A 16,950-nucleotide genomic window follows, 5' to 3' on the forward strand; every position below is an offset into this window, starting at 1 on the left:
GGGCTGGCCGGGGCCGTGCGGACCAGGGCACCATGGTGGGGTCACCATGGTCGAGCAGACGCCATGAACAGCGACGATCCCAACGAGGTTCCGACGGCGCCCGAGCGTCGGCTGTCCGCGTTGGTCGACTCGCTGCCGCCCGAGGGCGCCGATGAACCGCCCGCGAGCTGGCTCGAAGGCCTGGTGGATCCCGGCGACGACGACGACGGCGACGGCGACGAGCTCGCGGCCGAGGGCGACGGCGACGACGACCCCGCCGTCGAGACGCTCGCCGGCGACGGCATCGAGTCGCGGGTGTTGTTGGCGCGGGCGCAGAACCGCCTGCTCGGCTGGGATCGCACGCCGGTGCAGATCGGTCGCTACCGCATCCTGGCGCCGCTGGGGGCCGGTGGCATGGGCATGGTCTACGAGGCCCACGACGACGAGCTCGATCGGCCGGTGGCGATCAAGATCCTCCGCCGCGAGCTCGCACCGGGCTCGTCGGGTCGCCAGCGATTGCTGCGCGAGGCCCAGGCCACGGCCAAGCTCTCGCATCCCAACGTCGTGCACGTCTACGAGGTCGGGCAATCGGGCGAGCAGGTCTTCATGGCGATGGAGCTGGTCCGCGGCGTCACGCTCCGGCAGTGGCGCAAGCAGGGCGCGCTCGGCTGGCGCGAGATCGTGCAGATGTACATGCGCGCTGCCGAGGGCCTCATCGCGGCCCACGAGCAGGGCATCGTGCACCGCGACTTCAAGCCCGACAACGTGCTCGTCAGCCGTGACGGTCGCCCGCAGATCGTCGACTTCGGTCTCGCGCGCGCCGCCTCGGACGCGATCACCGTGACCGCCGAACACCCGGCGGTGTCGGCCTCGGGCTCGCGACTGCGCGACTTCGACATCACCCGGACCGGCACCGTCATCGGCACGCCGGCGTACATGGCTCCCGAGCAGCTCGCGCGCGCCGAGCCGAGTGCGAAGAGCGATCAGTTCTCGTTCTGCGCCTCGCTGTTCGAGGCGCTGTACGGCAAGCGCCCGTTCGGCGGCTCGACCTACAGCGAGCTCGAGCAGAGCCTGACCGACGGTCGACCGGTGCAGGTCGACGATCGGTCCTCGGTGCCGCGCGCCATCCATGCCGCCGTCATGCGGGGGCTCGCGCGCGAGCCCGTCGACCGGCACGCGAGCATGCGCGCGCTCATCGACGCGTTGCACGAGGCCCAGCGTCCGCGCACCCGCACATGGGCCGCGCTCGTGGCCGCATGCGCGCTCGGCCTGGGCGGCGGCGCATGGTGGCTCGGCCGCACCGACGGCGACGCGGTCGCGGCCGCGAGTCGCGAGCCCACCGCCGCGGCTCCGCGCGCCGACGCGCCGTCCGACGCGTGGGCCGAGATCGTCGCCGCGACGCCGCTGCCGGCCGTCGTGGGCGAGCCCGATGACGATGATCCCTCGGGCGTCAGCGTGCACCGCCTGCGCAACGGCCTGACGATCTACGTCGCGCATCGACCCCAGGAGCCGGCGGTCGCCGCCGCGCTGGTCGTGCGCGCGGGCCCGATGCAGGAGTCGCGCTCCGGCATCTCGGGCCTGGTCGCGACCGCGATCCGACGCGGCACCGCGCGGATCGGCGTGCTCGACCACGCCGCCGAGACCCCGCTGCTGGTCTTCCAGCACCGCATGATCGAGGCGCTGCCGCGCATCGACGACGACGCTGCCCGCGGGGTGCTGCTGCAGCACATCGCAGCCGCCGAGCAAGCCACGGCGCCGCTGCAGCTGCAAGAGGAGGTCTACGCCGCGGTACTCGCCCTCGGCGCGCGCGACCCCCTGAGCATGGGCGGCTTCGGCACCACCTTCGCGACCGAGGTGCCGCGACATCGGCTCGAGGCGTGGATGCAGATCACCGCCGAGAGCGTGCGCCGCCCCGTGTTCCGTCAGTTCCTCAGCGCGACCGTCGAGCGCCTGCAGCTGCTGGGATGGTTCCCGGCCCGCTCCGACGACGCGCTGCGACGCGAGCTCGCGAAGGCGACCGGTACCCTCGACAGCATCGACACGCAGATCGCGACGCTGACCACGGTGCCGCTGGCCGACGCGCGGGAGTTCCACGATCGCTACTACCGCCCCAACAACACGGCGCTCGTGTTGGTCGGCGACATCACCGCCGACGAGGCCGACGCGATGGCCGAGCACGTGTTCGGCGACTGGGAGCCCGCGGCGATCCCCGCGATCGAGGCGATCGACGAGCCGCTGCCCGAGCGCGTGCAGCTCGATGCGCCGGACATCTCGCGCGGCGTCGAGGTGACGTGGCCGATGCCACCGGTCGGCAGCGAGGCGTTCGCGCGCTTCGACACCCTGCCCAAGGTGTTGTCGGGTCGCAGCGGCTTGCTCGGCGCGCAGCTGAAGGGCAAGGCGGCCGGCTGGGGCGCGTACACCGGGCACCACCGCGACTTCAGCGTGTTCCTCATGCCCAACCCCGGCCAGGCCAACGCCGAGCTCGAGGGGATCGGCCTCGCAGCGCTGCGGCGCATCGCCGACGACCAGGTCGACGACGCCACGTGGAGCACCGCGCTCACCGAGGCCGCGTTCGAGCGCCTGTCGTGGGCACGCGGCCCGGGCTCGTTGGCGCTGGCGATCGTCGAGTCGTTCGCGACCTTCCGACCGTGGACGCACGGCCCTGCTGCAGTGCTGCGCCCGCCGCCGACGCGCGCCGAGGCGATCGCCACCGCCAAGGAGCTGCTCACGCGCACGCCGGTCGTGACCTACAGCGAGCTCGGCAGGCCCGCCCATCCCCAGGTGCCCTCGCTGCCGAGTGCACGACCCGAGCTCAGCCCGGGGCGGCGCAGCGCATGGGTGCACGCGATCCTCGACGCGCCCTCGACCCCGATGGAGCCGCGCTTCATCGTCGAAGGCAGCCACTACCACGTGCACGCGCACGGGGCCGGTCGGGTGATCACCACCACCGCACCGGGCCCGCTGTTCCGCATGAGCTGGATCTACCCGGTCGGCACCGCCGAGAACCCGTGGGCGTGTGACGCCCTGCGTCCGCGACTCCGCGAGGTGCCGATCGCGGGCGTCGAGCTGATGGTGTTCTGCTCCACCACCGACACGCGCTACGAGATCATCGGCGAAGCGGCGCGGTTCGACGAAATCATGCCGCCGTTGGTGACGTGGCTGACCCGACCGCAGCTCGACGCGGACGACGCCCGCGAGTTCGCCGACCACACCGTGCGCATGCGGGCCGAGGACCGGGCGATCCCGGACCTGGCCATCGGCGCCACCGAGATGTGGGCGCTCTTGGGGGAGCACGCCCTCGATCCGAGCATGCCCAGCGACGAGGACATGCGGCGACACGGCGGCACCGCGCTGCGATCGGCCGAGGCCGAGATCGTCACCTACGACCCCGACGTGCTGTACGTGGGCCCCGCGCCCGAACGACTGCTGGCGCTGCTGCCTGCGCCGCGCGGACGCACCTCGGGCGCGCCGTTCGTGCGGGCGTACCGCTCGCCCGAGCGCCAGGAGATCCTGCTGGTCGATCTGCCCGATGCCGATCGCTTCACCGTGCGCGTCGCGGTGCCGTGGTTCGCCGACGCACCGCGCGAGCACCTCGCCGCGATGCTCCACCGCGACGCCGTCCACGAGGCCTCGTTCGAGGCTGCGCTGCCGATCGCCGCGATGCACTCGGGCTACAACACGCAGTACGCACCCGGACCCCCACTGGCGATCGGCGTCGGCTTCGAGTCCGACGCCGACGCGGTGGCGTCGACCGTCGACCGCGCCCTCGAGGTCCTGCGCGCGCGCCCGAACGCCGGCGGTTTCGAGGCCGCACGGCGTCGGCTCGAGGTCGCGTTCCGGGCCCATCGCACCGCGCCGGCGAAGGTGCCCGGATTGGTGTATCCGTGGCCAGCCGGCGGCACCGATCCGCGGGTCGAGCAGTGGCTCGCGCTGCCGAGCCTGTCGTGGGACGACGTGCAGGCCTACTATGCGCGGCTCGACACCACGGTGCCGATCGTGCTCGTGGCGGGCGACCTCGCCCGGCTCGACCGTGACGCACTCGCACGCCGTGGCGCGATCGTGCAGGTCGATCTGCGGCGCATGGTTCGTGATGGCGGCATGTCGGGGCTCGGCCTCGACACGCCCGCGCTCATGGACGAGTGAGGCGCCTGCGCGCGGGCCGACCCGCGCACGGACTGCTACGCTTGCGGCCGTCATGCACCTGCGTGTCCTCGCCCTCGTCGCGCTCGCACTCCCCTTCGCCTGCGACAAGCCGCAGCCACAGCCGTTGCCCGATCCGACTGGTGGTGGTGGTGGTGGTGGTGGCGATCCGACTGCGGCCTCGGGCGCCGACGGCACCCCCGTCGACGACGGCGGAGGTGAGACCCCGACGCCGGCCGGCGGCGCGCGGGCGCGGGCGGTGCCGGGCGATCATCCGTTGTTCGGTCGCTTCGAGGGCGCGGGCCTTCCCAATGCGTGCAAGGCCGACGGGGAGTGCTTCGCCGCCGGCTGCGGCGGCGAGCTATGCAGCGCCGAGCGAGGCGCCGCGACCACCTGCGAGGTGCTCGAGGTGCAGCTGCCGCGTGACGCCGCGTGCGGCTGCATCGAGGGCGACTGTGCGTGGTGGAGCCCGACCGGTCAGACCCTGCCGCTACCCGGCGGCCACGACGTGCCGCAGCCCAACTCCGGCCAGGGCCCCAAGGAGCAGCTGCTGACGTGCGGCGACAAGCAATGCAAGCCCGGCCAGGAGTGCGTCGGCTACTACGGCATCGCTGGCCCGCGCGGCCCGAAGTTCGAGAGCTGCGAGTGGCGCTGCGATCGCAAGCAGGCGTGCCCGAGCGGCACCAAGTGCACGACCATCGCGGACGGTCCGGGCGCGGTGTGCCGATAGCATCCGCTGGTCAGTGGAAGACCCGCCGCACCCAGCTATCCAGGCCCCGCGGATCCTCAGCGCCGCCGAGGCGACGCAGCGCCGCCGCGAACTCCCCCGCGCTGCTGAAGCGCCGCTGCGGCGCCGGCTGCAACGCGACCATCAGCACGTCCTCGAGCTCCGAGGGGATGTCGGCGCGGACCTGCGACGGCAGCGGCACCGCACCGATGGCGATGCGCGCGATGACCTGCTCGGGCGCCAGTCGCCGGTAGAGCCGCGACCAGGTGGCGAGCTCCCACAGCACCACGCCGAGCGCATACACATCGCTGCGGCGATCGAGGCCCTCGCCGCGACACTGCTCGGGTGACATGTACGCGAGCGCGCCGGCCCGCGGCATGCCGCGGCGCTCGACCGGACACAGCCGGCTCTGCGCGCAGCCGAAGTCGACCAGCTTCACGCTGCCATCGTAGGTCACGGTGACGTTGCCGGGCGCGACGTCGGCGTGCACGACCTGCAGCGGCGTTCGATCGGCGGTGATGCGGCCGTGGGCGTGGTCGAGCGCCTCCGCCATCGAGGCCACCAGTGAGATCGCGTGCCGCAGCGGCATGCGCAGGCCGTACTCCTCGGCGCGGCGCACGAGCTCCGGCAGCGAGCGACCGTGCAGCATCTCGGTCGCGAAGTAGCCATGGGTGGAGGCGTGCCCGCTGTCGAGTGCCCGCACGATGCCGCGGTGATCGAACGCGCCCAGCAGCATCGCCTCGTGGGCGAACAACCGCCGCGCCTCGGGCACGTGGTGCAGCTCGGGGCGGATGCGCTTGACCATCGCGACCTCGGCCACGCCGTCGTCGTCGCGATCGAACAGCGCGATGAAGACCTCCGACAGCGCACAGCTGCGGACCCGGCGGACCGGACGGAAGCGACCCATCGCAACCGCACGGTGCACCGCGCCGGCCAGCTCGCGCGTGCCGGCGCCGACGTTCGTCGGACCGGCCCACGGCCACGTGTCGTCGGATGCCACCGACGATCGCGCGCCCGACTTCACGTGCCCCACCTCGATGTAGTGCCCCAAGGGGCACTGCGGTTCGCCGCGACCTCGCGTGGCCGGACGATCGCGCTACCAGAGCACCTTGAGCAGGTGCTTGCATTCCTTCACGAGTGCCGCAAACGACTCGGGATCCACCCAGCGCGGGGGGATCGGCACGCGACGGCCCGCGATTTGCGGTGGTGGGGCCGGCAACGCTACCTGCAGCGGGAAAACCTCGCGACGGGTCCAGCCCTGCGCGCGGATCTCCAGCGTGCGCAGCGGGATCCACTCCCGCGGCCGGTCGCCCCACGTGATCCACTCGAAGGGTGCAGGCTCGCGCAGCTCGTCGGCGACGCCGGGCCACAGCAGCAGGGCCGGGCGTGCGGTGCCGTCGCGCAGGCGGATCATCGCCGGCAACAGCGCGGCGTCGGCGGCCATGACCTCGGCGGCCGCGCGCGGCTCGACCGGACGCTCGCCGAGCGAACCCACCGCGCGCGTGATCCAGAACGGATGTGCGCCACCGATGACGTCGTCGACGCGCAGCGCCGATAGCGGCGCACCGGCGAGCTTGCTGCGGGTCGGCACGAAATTCGGCACCTTGTTCGCAGGCGAGACCTCGCCCCCGCTGCCGCCCTCGCCCGATGCTTCGGCGGCCGGCGCCTCGACGAGCGCGCGCTGACGCAGACGAAGCGGCGTCCACGGCAGCTCCTCGGCCGCGCACCGCCACAGTCGCCCCAGCTGATCGTCGGAGTGCGGGCCAGCGAGCACGAGCCCACCACCCGGCACCGTCACGATGCAGGTCGCGTGGCGCGGAAGCTTGCAGGTCTGCGCCGCGGGCAGCGGTTCTTCCTTGTCCTTGTCCTTGTCCTTCGCGCCGTCCTTGGACTCCGGCGGCGGCGGCTCGATCGAGAAGCGGTGCAGCGTCGCCCCCGGTCGCAACACGTAGATCCAGCGCTCATCGGCCGCGATCGCCAGCGGCGTCGAGCCGCGCAGCTCGACGTCCGGCACGCGCTCGAGCATCGGCCGCAGCGCGCGGTTGGTCCAACCGACCGCGCCATCGCGGGCCGCCAGCACGCAGTGCCCACCCGGTGCGCGGCCGATCGCGACCACCGCCTCGGATGGCACCGCGAGCGCGCTGGTGTTGCGCAGCTTCAGCCGCATGTAGCCCGAGAGGTGCTCGGGATCGATGACCCACGCGAAGTTCGAGGGACCGGCGCCGTGCCCGTGGGGGTCGGGCTCGAGCCACAGTGAGACCGCGCGACCATCGACCGACGCCATCAACCCGAGCACGTCGCGCTCGGCGACCTTGCGCCGGTGGAGCACCGTCTCCTTCTCGACGTCGACGAGGATCTCGCCCTGCGTGCCGACACCGCACAGCGTGCGTGGCCCGACCAACACCACGCGATCGACGAAGCCGCCGAGCTTCGAGCCGAACTTCTCGGCCTTGGTCGACCACACGCTGCCGCGATAGAGGTGCTGACCCCCGAACCACAGCCCACCCTCGTCGTCGGCGAGGGCCACCGAGGGCTCCGCCAGCGGCAGCTCGATCGACTTCTCCAGCTCGAGCGTCTCGGCATGGACGACCACGACCTCGTAGGGCAGCGCGACGATCACCCGCTTGCCGTCGGCCGAGCCGAGCAGCGACAGCGGTCGATCGTCGAGCGCCACGACGCCATCGCCGGCCCCCGCCGCCACCGTTCGCCGCCCCGAGCTGATGACCGCACGCCTAGCCATGGCCGTGCCCACGATAACGCACTTTCGCGCGCAGCAACCACCGACTTCAACGCGGCGCGATCACACCGGGCACGCTCGCACCCGGCTTCCACTGCGGCCGCGCGGCGTCGTCGGCCACCCGTGCGACCAGCGACGCGACCGTGAGTGCGTCCTGCAGCGTGCCCGCGAAGCTCCACGCGGGGTCGAACTCGTCGTCGACCGAGTGGTAGTGCTGCGCTCGCACCTCGCCGAGCGCCTGGCCCTGCGCACGACCGCCGGCCTCCATGTCACTGCCGCCGCGCAGGTAAATCGCAGGCACACCCACGCGGGCGAGCGCGAAGTGATCCGAGCGGAAGTAGCCGCCGCTCTCGGGGTGCTCGTCGGGCACGACCGTACGGCCCTCGGCGGCGGTGACCTCGGCCAAGAGATCCTCGAGGGTCGACTGTCCGGGGCCGATGACCTGCACGCTACGGGTACGGCCATCGACGTTCATGCTGTCGAGGTTGACCGCAGCGACCAGGCTGGTCGGCGGCACCGGGGGGTGGGCCGCGAAGTAGGTGCTGCCGAGCAGGCCCTCCTCTTCACCGGTGGTCGCCACGAACAGCACCGTGCGGCCCAGCGGCCGTCCGGACACGACGCGAGCCCGCAGCGTGCCGGCGACCGCGAGCATGCCGGCGACGCCGCTGGCGTTGTCGATCGCGCCGTTGAAGATCGCGTCGGCGTCGGCGGCCGCGGTGGCGTCGTGGCCGAGGTGATCCCAGTGCGCGGTGATCACCACGGCCTCGTCGGCGCGCGTCCCCGGCAGCGCGCCGACGACATTCACGTCGGCGAGCGTGCGATCGCTGGTGACGATCTCGCCGACGAACGCGTCGCGCAATCGATGGCCGCGGAACCCGGGCCCCCTCGCCTCGGCCTTCCACGCCGCCAGCGAGCTGCCGTCGCGGGTCGCGAGGCCATCGGCGGTCTCGTGCGTGATCCAACCCTCGAACGCCAGCGCGGGCGGTCGATCGCGGGTGTCGTCGTGGACCGCGAAGCGCTCCCGCGACCAGCTGTTGCGGACGACACTCCAGCCGTAGGACGCCGCCTCGGCGTCGTGCACGATCAGCACGCCGCGCGCCCCAGCGGCGAGGGCACGCTCGAACTTGTAGGACCAGCGCCCGTAGTAGGTCAGCGCGTCGCCGGCGAAGCGACCGTCGGCGAGCGGCGGATCACCGACCAGCACCACCACCACGGCGCCGTCGACCTCGACACCGGCGTAGTCGTCCCAGTCGTACTCGGGCGCGGTGATGCCATGGCCGACGAACACCAGCGGCGCGTCGAAGCGCAGCGTGCCGGCCGGGCGCAGGCTGGTGCCGACGACATCGTCGCCGAAGACGAGCGGGCGGACGTCGTCGCCGTGCCCGAACCCGAGCCGACTGCGGCTCGCGTCGACCGACACCACCCGCATCGGCACGCGCTGCGTCCAGCCACCGTCGCCGGCCCCTGGTGCGAGTCCGAGCGCGGTCATGCGCTCGATGATGTACGCCACCGCGCGTGCGCCCCCTGCGGTCCCGGGACGACGACCGTCCATGGCATCGCTGGCGAGCTCGCGCGTGTCCGCGCGAATGCTCTCGACGCTCGGCGACGTCGCACCTGCGGCGGCGACGGGCTCGGTCGCCTCGGCCACGCGGGGCGCGGTCGCAGCGGTGGGCGCGGTCGCGCGCCCGCTGTCGTTACACCCGCCGCAACACGCGAGCACCAGCGCGAACCATCTTCGCAACATCCTTGCGCATGCTAGTCCCCGGGGAACGCGGCGTACAATGGCCATGCGATGGCCGCACCTCGCGATGACGAGCCAAGCGACGGGGTCCCCGTCGAGGACGCGTTCTCGTCGCAGGACACGATGCTGTCCCACGGCCACGCGGCGCCGCCGTGGCTCGAGCCGCCGTTCGCCCTCGGCCGCTACCTGGTGACGTCGCGCCTCGGTCGCGGCTCGGCCGGCGAGGTCTTCCGCGCGCACGACCCGGAGCTCGCACGCGACGTCGCGATCAAGGTCGTGCTCCCGCGCAGTCGCAGCGCCCGTGCGCGCGAGCACCTGCTCGGCGAGGCGCAGGCCCTGGCGCGGCTCTCCCATCCCAACGTGGTCACGATGTACGACGTCGGCGAGCTACCCGCCGGCGCCGACGGCAGGCCCCGCGGCGTGTACATGGTGATGGAGCTGGTCGAGGGCGTCACGATGCGCCGTTGGCTGAGCGCGAGCAGCCGCACGACCACGCAGATCCTCGACGTGTTGCTGGCCGCGGGACGCGGGCTCGAGGCCGCGCACCGCGCGGGTCTCGTGCATCGCGACATCAAGCCCGACAACGTCCTCATCGCCGATCACGGGGACGACGTGGCCCGACGGGTCTACGTGGTCGACTTCGGCCTTGCGCTCGCCGACGGACCGATCTCGAGCGGTGGCCCTGCGTCGCCCAGCAGCGACACCGCGGTCGAGATCGCCGGCACGCCGGCGTACATGGCCCCCGAGCAGCACGCCGGCGAGAGCACCGACGTGCGCACCGACCTGTTCGCCTACTGCGTGACCTGCTGGGAGGCGCTGCACGGCGTGCAGCCGTTCCGCGGCGACACGCTCGCCGCACTCCAGCGGGCCAAGCTCGCCGGCCACGGCCCCGCGCCCACGCGCCGTCTGCCGCGATGGTTGCACGATGCGATCGCGAGCGGGCTGGCGGCCGACCCCGCGCGACGCCCCGCGACCATGACCACGCTGCTCGACGGCATCGAGCGCCGTCGCCACCGTCGGCGCAACCTCCTCATCGGTGCGGGCGCCACGGCCACGTTGGCCGCGACGCTGGCGTGGGGCGCCCGCAACACCGCGGACGCGGGGCCGTGCATCGACAGCGGCGAGCAGGCACTCGCGCGGGTGTGGAACGACGATGCTCGCGAGCGCCTGCGCGTGCGCTTCGACTCGCTCGCGCTGCCCTACGCCGGCGATGCGCTGGCCCGCGTGGTCGAGCAGCTCGACGCCCGCAGCCAGGCCTGGCGTACGACCCGTGTGCAGGCCTGCGAGGCGGCGCTGGTCGATGGTGCGGCCGGGGTCGAGCTGGCCGCCAGCGCGCTTGGGTGCCTCGATCGCCAGGTCGAGGACCTCGGCGCGCGCGTCGAGCTGTTGGCGCTCGCCGATCGCGACGCGCTGCGACAGGCCGCTCGCATGGTCGAGCGCGCCGCGAAGCCCGAGCGCTGCCTCGATGCGACCACCATTGCCGAGGCGCCTGAGGGCCTCGGCGGAGAGCTCGAGGCCGCGCTGATGCGCGCGCGGCTGCAGGCCGATCTCGGCCACGGCGAGGCGGCGTTCACGGCCGCGCAGTCCGTTGCCGCCGACGCCGAGCGTGCCGGCGACCTGGTCCGTCGGGCGCGGGCGCTGATGGTGGCCTGCCGGTCGGAGTCTCGCAGCGACAAGGCCCGCGGCACGCAATCGGTCTGCACCGACGCGTGGGTCGCAGGCGAGCGCGCGGGCGCCGAGACCGTGTCGATCTCGGCGATGCTGCAGCTGCTCGGTCGCGCCCGCTTGGAGCAGGAGCGCGAGGCCGAGCTGCTCGAGCGGCTGATCCGTGCGCGGCTCGACGCGATGCCCGAGGACCGCCGCGACCTCGCGCTCGAGGCCGACCTCGCGCTGGTACTGTCGCAGCGCCTGCGACAGGCCGGGCACTGGGAGCAAGCCCGCGTGCAAGCGCAGCGTGCTCACGACCTCGCGGTGCAGCACATGTCGGCCGACGATCCCAACGCGATCGCGGCGCTCAACGAGATGGCGCTCAGCTCCGAGGAGCTCGGCGAGCTCGACCATGCACGGCAGTACTTCGAGCGCGCGGTCGCGCTGCTGGTGGCCGCGCGCGGTCGCGCCCACCCCGACGTCGTCAGCCTCGAGAACAACCTCGCCGGCCTCGAGATCTCGCTGGGCCGCCACGACGATGCGTTGCAGCGGTTGGCCGAGGTCCGCGCGAGCAAGCTCGCGCTCGAGGGCCCGCGCACCGCGTGGCAGCTCACCACCGCGTACCAACAGGTGCAGGCCCTGGTCGCGCTGGGTCGCGGCGAGGAGGCGCTGGCGATGGCGCAGGGCGACCTCGCCCTCGCCGAAGAAATCCACGACGAAGACGCGAGCGAGATCGTGACGCAAGTGGTGCCACTGGTGTGGTCGCTGCGCGCGACCGATCGCTGCGACGAGGCTCTCGCGGCGATCGAACGGGTCGAGTCGATCTGGCAGCAGCTCGGCAGCGGCCGCGATCGCACGACCGCCGCCGACCTCGACCTCGAGCGCGCACGGTGCCTCGCGGCGCTCGGCCGCGACTTCGAGGCCGGGCCGATGTTCGAACAGGCCGTCACGCTGCTCGAGGAGCTCTACGGCACCGGTAGCCGGCGGGTCGCCGACGCCCTGCTCTCGCACGCGCTGTGGTTGCGAAAGCAGGGCGATGCCGCGGCCGCGAGCGCCCGTTTGGATCGCGCCGCGGCGATCACCGCGACCACCGAGGGCGACCCGGCGCTGGTGCGACGCATCTCCCAGGCCCGCGCCGGCTGAGCTCGGGCGGCCGTGGGCATGCGCGCCTCGGCCCACTGCGAGGTGCAACCTCGGCGGTCGGCCGGTCTTGCGGACTGCAAGGGGACCCGCTGCCGTCGCTGCCGACGTGCCCGTCGGCGGGTGCTGCCGGGTTGGCACGATCGCTGCTCTGCGTCGCGCCGCCAAGACGCAGGAAGAGAGTGATGCCGTGAATCTGCTCCTCGCCGTGCTCTGCATGCAGGGCCCGCGCTCGTATGAAGGCCCGACCGCGGCGAACGCGGAGACATCTGCGGCCGCGCCCGATGACCGCGGTGCGATCACCATCGACGCCGACGAGCTCGATCGCCTGATCGACGCGCGGCTCCGCGAGCGCGGGCTCATCGGTCGCGGCACCGCAACGCCCGCACCCGCGGTGGAGCCTCCCGGTCCCGACCTCCGCTTCGAGCCGCCCAAGCAGGCCTTCAGCACCGGCGACTTCGCCTGGATCCCCGGCAACTACAGCCCCGACGAGGCCCCGCTGAAGTGGGGCCCGTTCACGGGCGAGTTCCGCATCGATGCCGCGTACCACTACTCGCTGAACAACCCCAAGGACAACACGATCTCCGGGTCGAGCGAGGTCTTCCGCCACAACGAGCTGCAGGTCACGCAGATCGGCTTCGGCGGCAACTTCTTCTACAAGAACGTGCACGCCCGGCTGATGACGCAGTTCGGCATGTACTCGCAGACCACGCCGCGCAACGACGCCAGCTACGAGCGCGGCAACTGGCGGATGGACAACGCGTACCGGTACATCTCGGAGGCCTACGCCGGCTACCACATCCCGGTGCTGCACGGCATCAACATCCAGGCCGGCATCTTCATGTCGTACGTCGGCCTTTGGAGCTACTACAACTTCGACAACTGGACCTACCAGCCGTCGTATGTGTCGTCCAACACGCCATGGTTCTTCAACGGCGTGCGGGTGCAGTTCTTCCCCACCAAGACGCTCAAGATCGAGCCGTGGGTGGTCAATGGATGGCAGGCCTACTCGAAGTTCAACGACGGGCCGGGACTCGGGCTGCAGCTGCTGTGGCGCCCCAGCGATCGACTCTCGGTGCTCGGCAACCAGTACTACGGCACCGACACGGTGGGCATGCGCGATCGCAGGCGCGTGCACACCGACGACAGCATCATGGTCCGCTACCTCGATCGCAAGGACGGCGCCGTCAGCAAGGGCGCGTTCTCGCTGACGGTCGACGCGGGCTGCGAGTTCGGCGGCGGCGTGACGTGTCGCGATCAGTTCTTCCTCGGCTTCATGGCCTACAACCGGCTGTGGTTCTGGAAGGACAAGATCGGCTTCACGTTCGGCGGCGGCGCGATCACCAACCCCGGGCGCTATCTCGTGCTGCTGCCGCCGATCAACGGCACCACCGCGTTCTCCGGCACGCCGTACTTCACGGCGGCGCCCGGCGACAAGTTCTGGGCGTGGGACACCCAGACGACGCTCGACTACATGCCGAATCGCTTCGTCACGTTCCGGGCCGAGTTCAACCACCGCGACGCGTCCGTGCCCTACTTCAGCGGACGCGGCGGTGTGACGCCGCCGGGCGGCAACACCGGAGCCCCGGGTTCCGTGGTGCCGGGGTGGCAGCCCGATCTCACCAAGACCGAGAACCGCTTCACGCTGGCGATGCTGCTTCGCTACTAGAGATCGTCCCATGACCTCGACACCCTCGCGAACCGTGATGAGTCGGACGCTGTCGTGCAGCCTGATCCTCGCGCCGCCGATCTCGACAGCGCCACCGGACGGCGCGCCGCCGGCCGCGAGCCCGAACGCGTCCCCGACGACCGCAACGACGACCGAGGCGCCAATCGAGACGCCAATCGAGACGCCAACCGAGACGCCGGAGCGCGACTCATCGGTGGAAGCGGCCGCGGATCCACCACCGCCGCGCCTGACGAGCCCGCCGGCCCCGCGGTTGCCGAGTGATCCGGCGCCCGATCGATGTCGGCCGCACGGGCGCGACGTCTGTCGCCCGATGACGATCGGCGGCGCGGTGCTGCTCGGCCTCGGCATCGTGGGGCTCGGGAGCGGGATCGGCATGGCGGCGCTCCCCGACCGCAGGATCGAGGGGCGAAGCGGCGACCTTCGCAGCTTCCGACCGGCCGGCGTGCTGCTCGTCGGCGCGGCGATCTTCGTCGCGACGACAGGTGCATTCCTGCTCGCCGAGTCGATGCAGCGTCGCCGCGGCGCGAGGCCGCATCGCGCGCGGCGGGGACGATGAGCGGCCGGCCGACATCCGCGAGCGTGCGGCCATCGTGCTCGCGCGGCTCACGAGCACGCTGAGTTCGCCCGCCGGCGCCGCGGCGACAACTGACGACGACCGAGCCGTCGCGTCAGCGGCTCGCCGAGCGCCAGACGGTGGCGCGCCCGTGATCGACCGGCAGCCCGGCTCGCCTCGCGCGGGCGGTCTCGGCCGCACAGAACTCGTGCAGCTCGCTGGCGTGGCCGTGCGCGCAGATCTCGAGGTTGTGACGGGTCTGCTCGAGCACGCGGGCGCGGTCCGCCGGCGACAGGGCCTCGAGTTCGCTGCGCTCGACGTGGGCGGTGCAGATGGTGAACGCGACCGAGCCGACCGCGGTGGCGAGGAACAGCGGCCACAGGCCGCGCGTCGCGGGCTCGGCTGCGGGCATCGGCATGCTTGCGGGTCGGCGGTACGGAGACACGACCACGGCGATTGCAGCGGGCGTACCTGCGACGGGACGCGCGTTGCGTACCGGATGAGCGTCGCCGGATCGTGCAGTCCGCAGGCCTCGCCCGCCGTGGGGTTGCATCGTGCAAGACGGCCGGTGCCGGCAACCCGTCGTCGCCGCACGACATGCGCCGGCCCTCGTGGCGGCCGGGGCTCGGCACGGCTCGTGCTTCGTGGCGGCACCCGAGCACGCGCCATGACCGACCTCGTCCTCGTCCTCGCGACCTTCGCGTTCTTCGCCGCCTCGGCCATGTACCTGCGCGCGTGCACCCGGCTGTGAGCCACCGACGGAGCATCATGACGTTCGACTATCCGATGGCCGCCATCCTCGCCGCCCTGCTCTGCATCTACCTCGTGCACGCGCTGGTACGCGCGGAGAAGTACTGAAGGAGAGACGCGGACGTGACCACCCACGGATGGCTTCAGATCGCGCTCTTCTACCTCGCGATCCTCGCGGCGACGCGGCCGATGGGCGCGTACATGGCCCGGGTGTTCGAGGGCAACGCGCAGCCGCTGCCGCGGATCCTCGGCCGACTCGAGCGGCTGCTGTACCGGATCGCGGGCGTCGATCCACGGCGCGAACACACCGCCGTCGAGTACGGCCTCGCGCTGCTGCTGTTCAGCGCGGTCGGCCTGCTCGGCGCCTACGCGGTGATGCGCACGCAGCATCTCCTGCCCCTCGACCCCGAGGCGCTACCGGCCGTCGCGCCCGACCTCGCGTTCAACACGGCCGTCAGCTTCACGACGAACACCAACTGGCAGGCCTACTCCGGCGAGTCGACGATGAGCCATCTGACGCAGATGCTCGCGCTGGGCTGGCACAACTTCGTGTCCGCGGCCGCGGGATTCGGCCTGCTGCTCGCGCTCGCCCGCGGCCTCACGCGCAAGGGCGGGCCCGATCCGCGGCGGACGCTCGGCAACTTCTGGGTCGACCTCGTGCGATCGCTGGTCTACATCCTGCTGCCGCTGTCCGTCGTCGTCGCGGTGGTGCTCGTCTCCCAGGGCGTGATCCAGAACTTCGCGCCCAACGCCACGATCGCCACGCTCGACGGGGGCACGCAGTCGATCGCGCTGGGTCCGGTCGCCTCACAGGAGGCGATCAAGATGCTGGGCATCAACGGCGGCGGCTTCTTCAACGCCAACAGCAGCCACCCGTTCGAGAACCCCACGCCGCTCAGCAACTTCGTCGAGATGTTCGTGGTGTTCCTGATCCCGGCGGGGCTCACGTACACGTACGGGCGCATGGCCGGCGACACCCGCCAGGGCTGGGCGCTGTTCGCTGCGATGTCGGTGCTGTTCGTCGCTGGCGTCGCGGTGGTCTACCCGGCCGAGGCCGCCGGCAACCCCCAGGCGCTCGCCGAGCCGCTGGTCGCGGCGGCCGGCAACATGGAGGGCAAGGAGGTGCGCTTCGGCATCGCAGGCTCGAGCCTGTTCGCGACGATCACCACCGACGCCTCGTGCGGTGCCGTCAACGCGATGCACGACAGCTTCACGCCGGTGGGCGGCCTGGTGCCGATGGTGAACATCCAGCTCGGCGAGGTGGTGTTCGGTGGCATCGGCGTCGGGCTCGCGGGCATGATCGTGTTCGCGATCCTCTCGGTGTTCATCGCCGGGCTGATGGTCGGGCGCACCCCCGAGTACCTGGGCAAGAAGATCGAGCCGCGCGAGATGAAGCTCGCGATGCTCTACGTGCTGGTGTTCCCGCTGGCGCTACTCGGGCTGGCGGCGTGGGCCGCCGTCAGCGACGCCGGCACCGCCGGGCTCGCGAACGCGGGTCCCCACGGCCTCTCCGAGATCCTCTATGCGTACTCGAGCGCGAGCGGGAACAACGGCTCGGCGTTCGCGGGGCTCTCCGCCAACACGCGGTTCTACAACTGCACGCTCGCGCTCGCGATGCTGATCGGCCGCTTCTGGATGATGATCCCGGTGCTCGCGATCGCCGGGAGCATGCGTGGCAAGAGCACGCTGCCGCCTGGCCCCGGCACGTTCCCGACCCACGGCGCGCTGTTCGTCGGCCTGTTGGTGTCGATCGTGCTCGTGATCGGAGCGCTGACGTTCTTCCCGGCGCTGTGTCTGGGCCCGGTGGTCGAGCACTTCCTCGCGGCGAGCGGGCGGGGGTTCTGAG

At 72.1% G+C, this 16,950-nt stretch carries 11 protein-coding genes; 7 read left to right on the plus strand and 4 right to left on the minus strand.

What is annotated here, in order from left to right; all coding sequences use genetic code 11:
- Window positions 1-63: 63 nt before the first annotated feature.
- Both IPH07_22675 and IPH07_22680 read left to right on the plus strand, forming a co-directional pair.
- Window positions 64-4,122: a protein kinase gene (locus IPH07_22675; GenBank protein ID MBK6920223.1), complete on the plus strand. Its 4,059-nt coding sequence runs from the start codon at window positions 64-66 to the stop codon at window positions 4,120-4,122.
- Between the two features lie 52 nt (window positions 4,123-4,174).
- A complete protein-coding gene (locus tag IPH07_22680; protein ID MBK6920224.1) occupies window positions 4,175-4,849 on the plus strand; it encodes a hypothetical protein in 675 nt (224 codons plus the stop codon).
- Window positions 4,850-4,859: 10 nt separating this feature from the next.
- On the opposite strand, the gene IPH07_22685 is transcribed toward IPH07_22680, so the two are convergent.
- The 3 genes from IPH07_22685 to IPH07_22695 form a co-directional block, all read right to left on the minus strand.
- Window positions 4,860-5,870 (minus strand): serine/threonine protein kinase, encoded by a 1,011-nt coding sequence (locus IPH07_22685; protein MBK6920225.1) that lies wholly within the window; start codon window positions 5,868-5,870, stop codon window positions 4,860-4,862.
- A gap of 72 nt (window positions 5,871-5,942) precedes the next feature.
- Window positions 5,943-7,586 carry a hypothetical protein gene (locus IPH07_22690; protein MBK6920226.1) on the minus strand — a complete coding sequence of 548 codons (1,644 nt, stop codon included), beginning with the start codon at window positions 7,584-7,586 and terminating at the stop codon, window positions 5,943-5,945.
- 46 nt (window positions 7,587-7,632) lie between these two features.
- Window positions 7,633-9,327, minus strand: a complete 1,695-nt coding sequence (locus IPH07_22695) for a M28 family peptidase (protein MBK6920227.1) — start codon at window positions 9,325-9,327, stop codon at window positions 7,633-7,635.
- A gap of 48 nt (window positions 9,328-9,375) precedes the next feature.
- Here IPH07_22695 and IPH07_22700 point away from each other — a divergent pair, with 48 nt between their 5' ends.
- From IPH07_22700 to IPH07_22710, 3 genes are all read left to right on the plus strand, one after another.
- Window positions 9,376-12,114: a protein kinase gene (locus IPH07_22700; GenBank protein MBK6920228.1), complete on the plus strand. Its 2,739-nt coding sequence runs from the start codon at window positions 9,376-9,378 to the stop codon at window positions 12,112-12,114.
- A 214-nt stretch (window positions 12,115-12,328) separates the two neighbouring features.
- Window positions 12,329-13,780: an outer membrane beta-barrel protein gene (locus IPH07_22705; GenBank protein MBK6920229.1), complete on the plus strand. Its 1,452-nt coding sequence runs from the start codon at window positions 12,329-12,331 to the stop codon at window positions 13,778-13,780.
- A 349-nt stretch (window positions 13,781-14,129) separates the two neighbouring features.
- Window positions 14,130-14,357 carry a hypothetical protein gene (locus IPH07_22710; GenBank protein MBK6920230.1) on the plus strand — a complete coding sequence of 76 codons (228 nt, stop codon included), beginning with the start codon at window positions 14,130-14,132 and terminating at the stop codon, window positions 14,355-14,357.
- Window positions 14,358-14,469: 112 nt separating this feature from the next.
- Here the strand turns inward: IPH07_22710 and IPH07_22715 are convergent, their stop codons facing one another.
- Window positions 14,470-14,772, minus strand: coding sequence for a hypothetical protein (locus tag IPH07_22715; protein MBK6920231.1), 303 nt, complete (start codon window positions 14,770-14,772; stop codon window positions 14,470-14,472).
- 350 nt (window positions 14,773-15,122) lie between these two features.
- On the opposite strand from IPH07_22715, the gene IPH07_22720 reads away from it, so the two are divergent.
- On the plus strand, window positions 15,123-15,212 hold the full coding sequence (locus IPH07_22720; protein MBK6920232.1) for a potassium-transporting ATPase subunit F: 90 nt from the start codon (window positions 15,123-15,125) through the stop codon (window positions 15,210-15,212).
- A 15-nt stretch (window positions 15,213-15,227) separates the two neighbouring features.
- On the plus strand, window positions 15,228-16,949 hold the full coding sequence (kdpA, locus tag IPH07_22725) for a potassium-transporting ATPase subunit KdpA (GenBank protein MBK6920233.1): 1,722 nt from the start codon (window positions 15,228-15,230) through the stop codon (window positions 16,947-16,949).
- The last annotated feature ends 1 nt before the right edge of the window (window position 16,950 follow it).

It is taken from the genome of Deltaproteobacteria bacterium (assembly GCA_016709225.1).
Lineage (GTDB): Bacteria > Myxococcota_A > Polyangia > Nannocystales > Nannocystaceae > Xiheibacterium > Xiheibacterium phototrophicum.

Coding starts and splice junctions, on each gene's coding strand:
- IPH07_22675 (MBK6920223.1), top strand. CDS start 64: ATGAACAGCGACGATCCCAACGAGGTTCCGACGGCGCCCGAGCGTCGG.
- IPH07_22680 (MBK6920224.1), top strand. CDS start 4,175: ATGCACCTGCGTGTCCTCGCCCTCGTCGCGCTCGCACTCCCCTTCGCC.
- IPH07_22690 (MBK6920226.1), bottom strand. CDS start 7,586: ATGGCTAGGCGTGCGGTCATCAGCTCGGGGCGGCGAACGGTGGCGGCG.
- IPH07_22695 (MBK6920227.1), bottom strand. CDS start 9,327: ATGTTGCGAAGATGGTTCGCGCTGGTGCTCGCGTGTTGCGGCGGGTGT.
- IPH07_22700 (MBK6920228.1), top strand. CDS start 9,376: ATGGCCGCACCTCGCGATGACGAGCCAAGCGACGGGGTCCCCGTCGAG.
- IPH07_22705 (MBK6920229.1), top strand. CDS start 12,329: ATGCAGGGCCCGCGCTCGTATGAAGGCCCGACCGCGGCGAACGCGGAG.
- IPH07_22715 (MBK6920231.1), bottom strand. CDS start 14,772: ATGCCGATGCCCGCAGCCGAGCCCGCGACGCGCGGCCTGTGGCCGCTG.
- IPH07_22720 (MBK6920232.1), top strand. CDS start 15,123: ATGACGTTCGACTATCCGATGGCCGCCATCCTCGCCGCCCTGCTCTGC.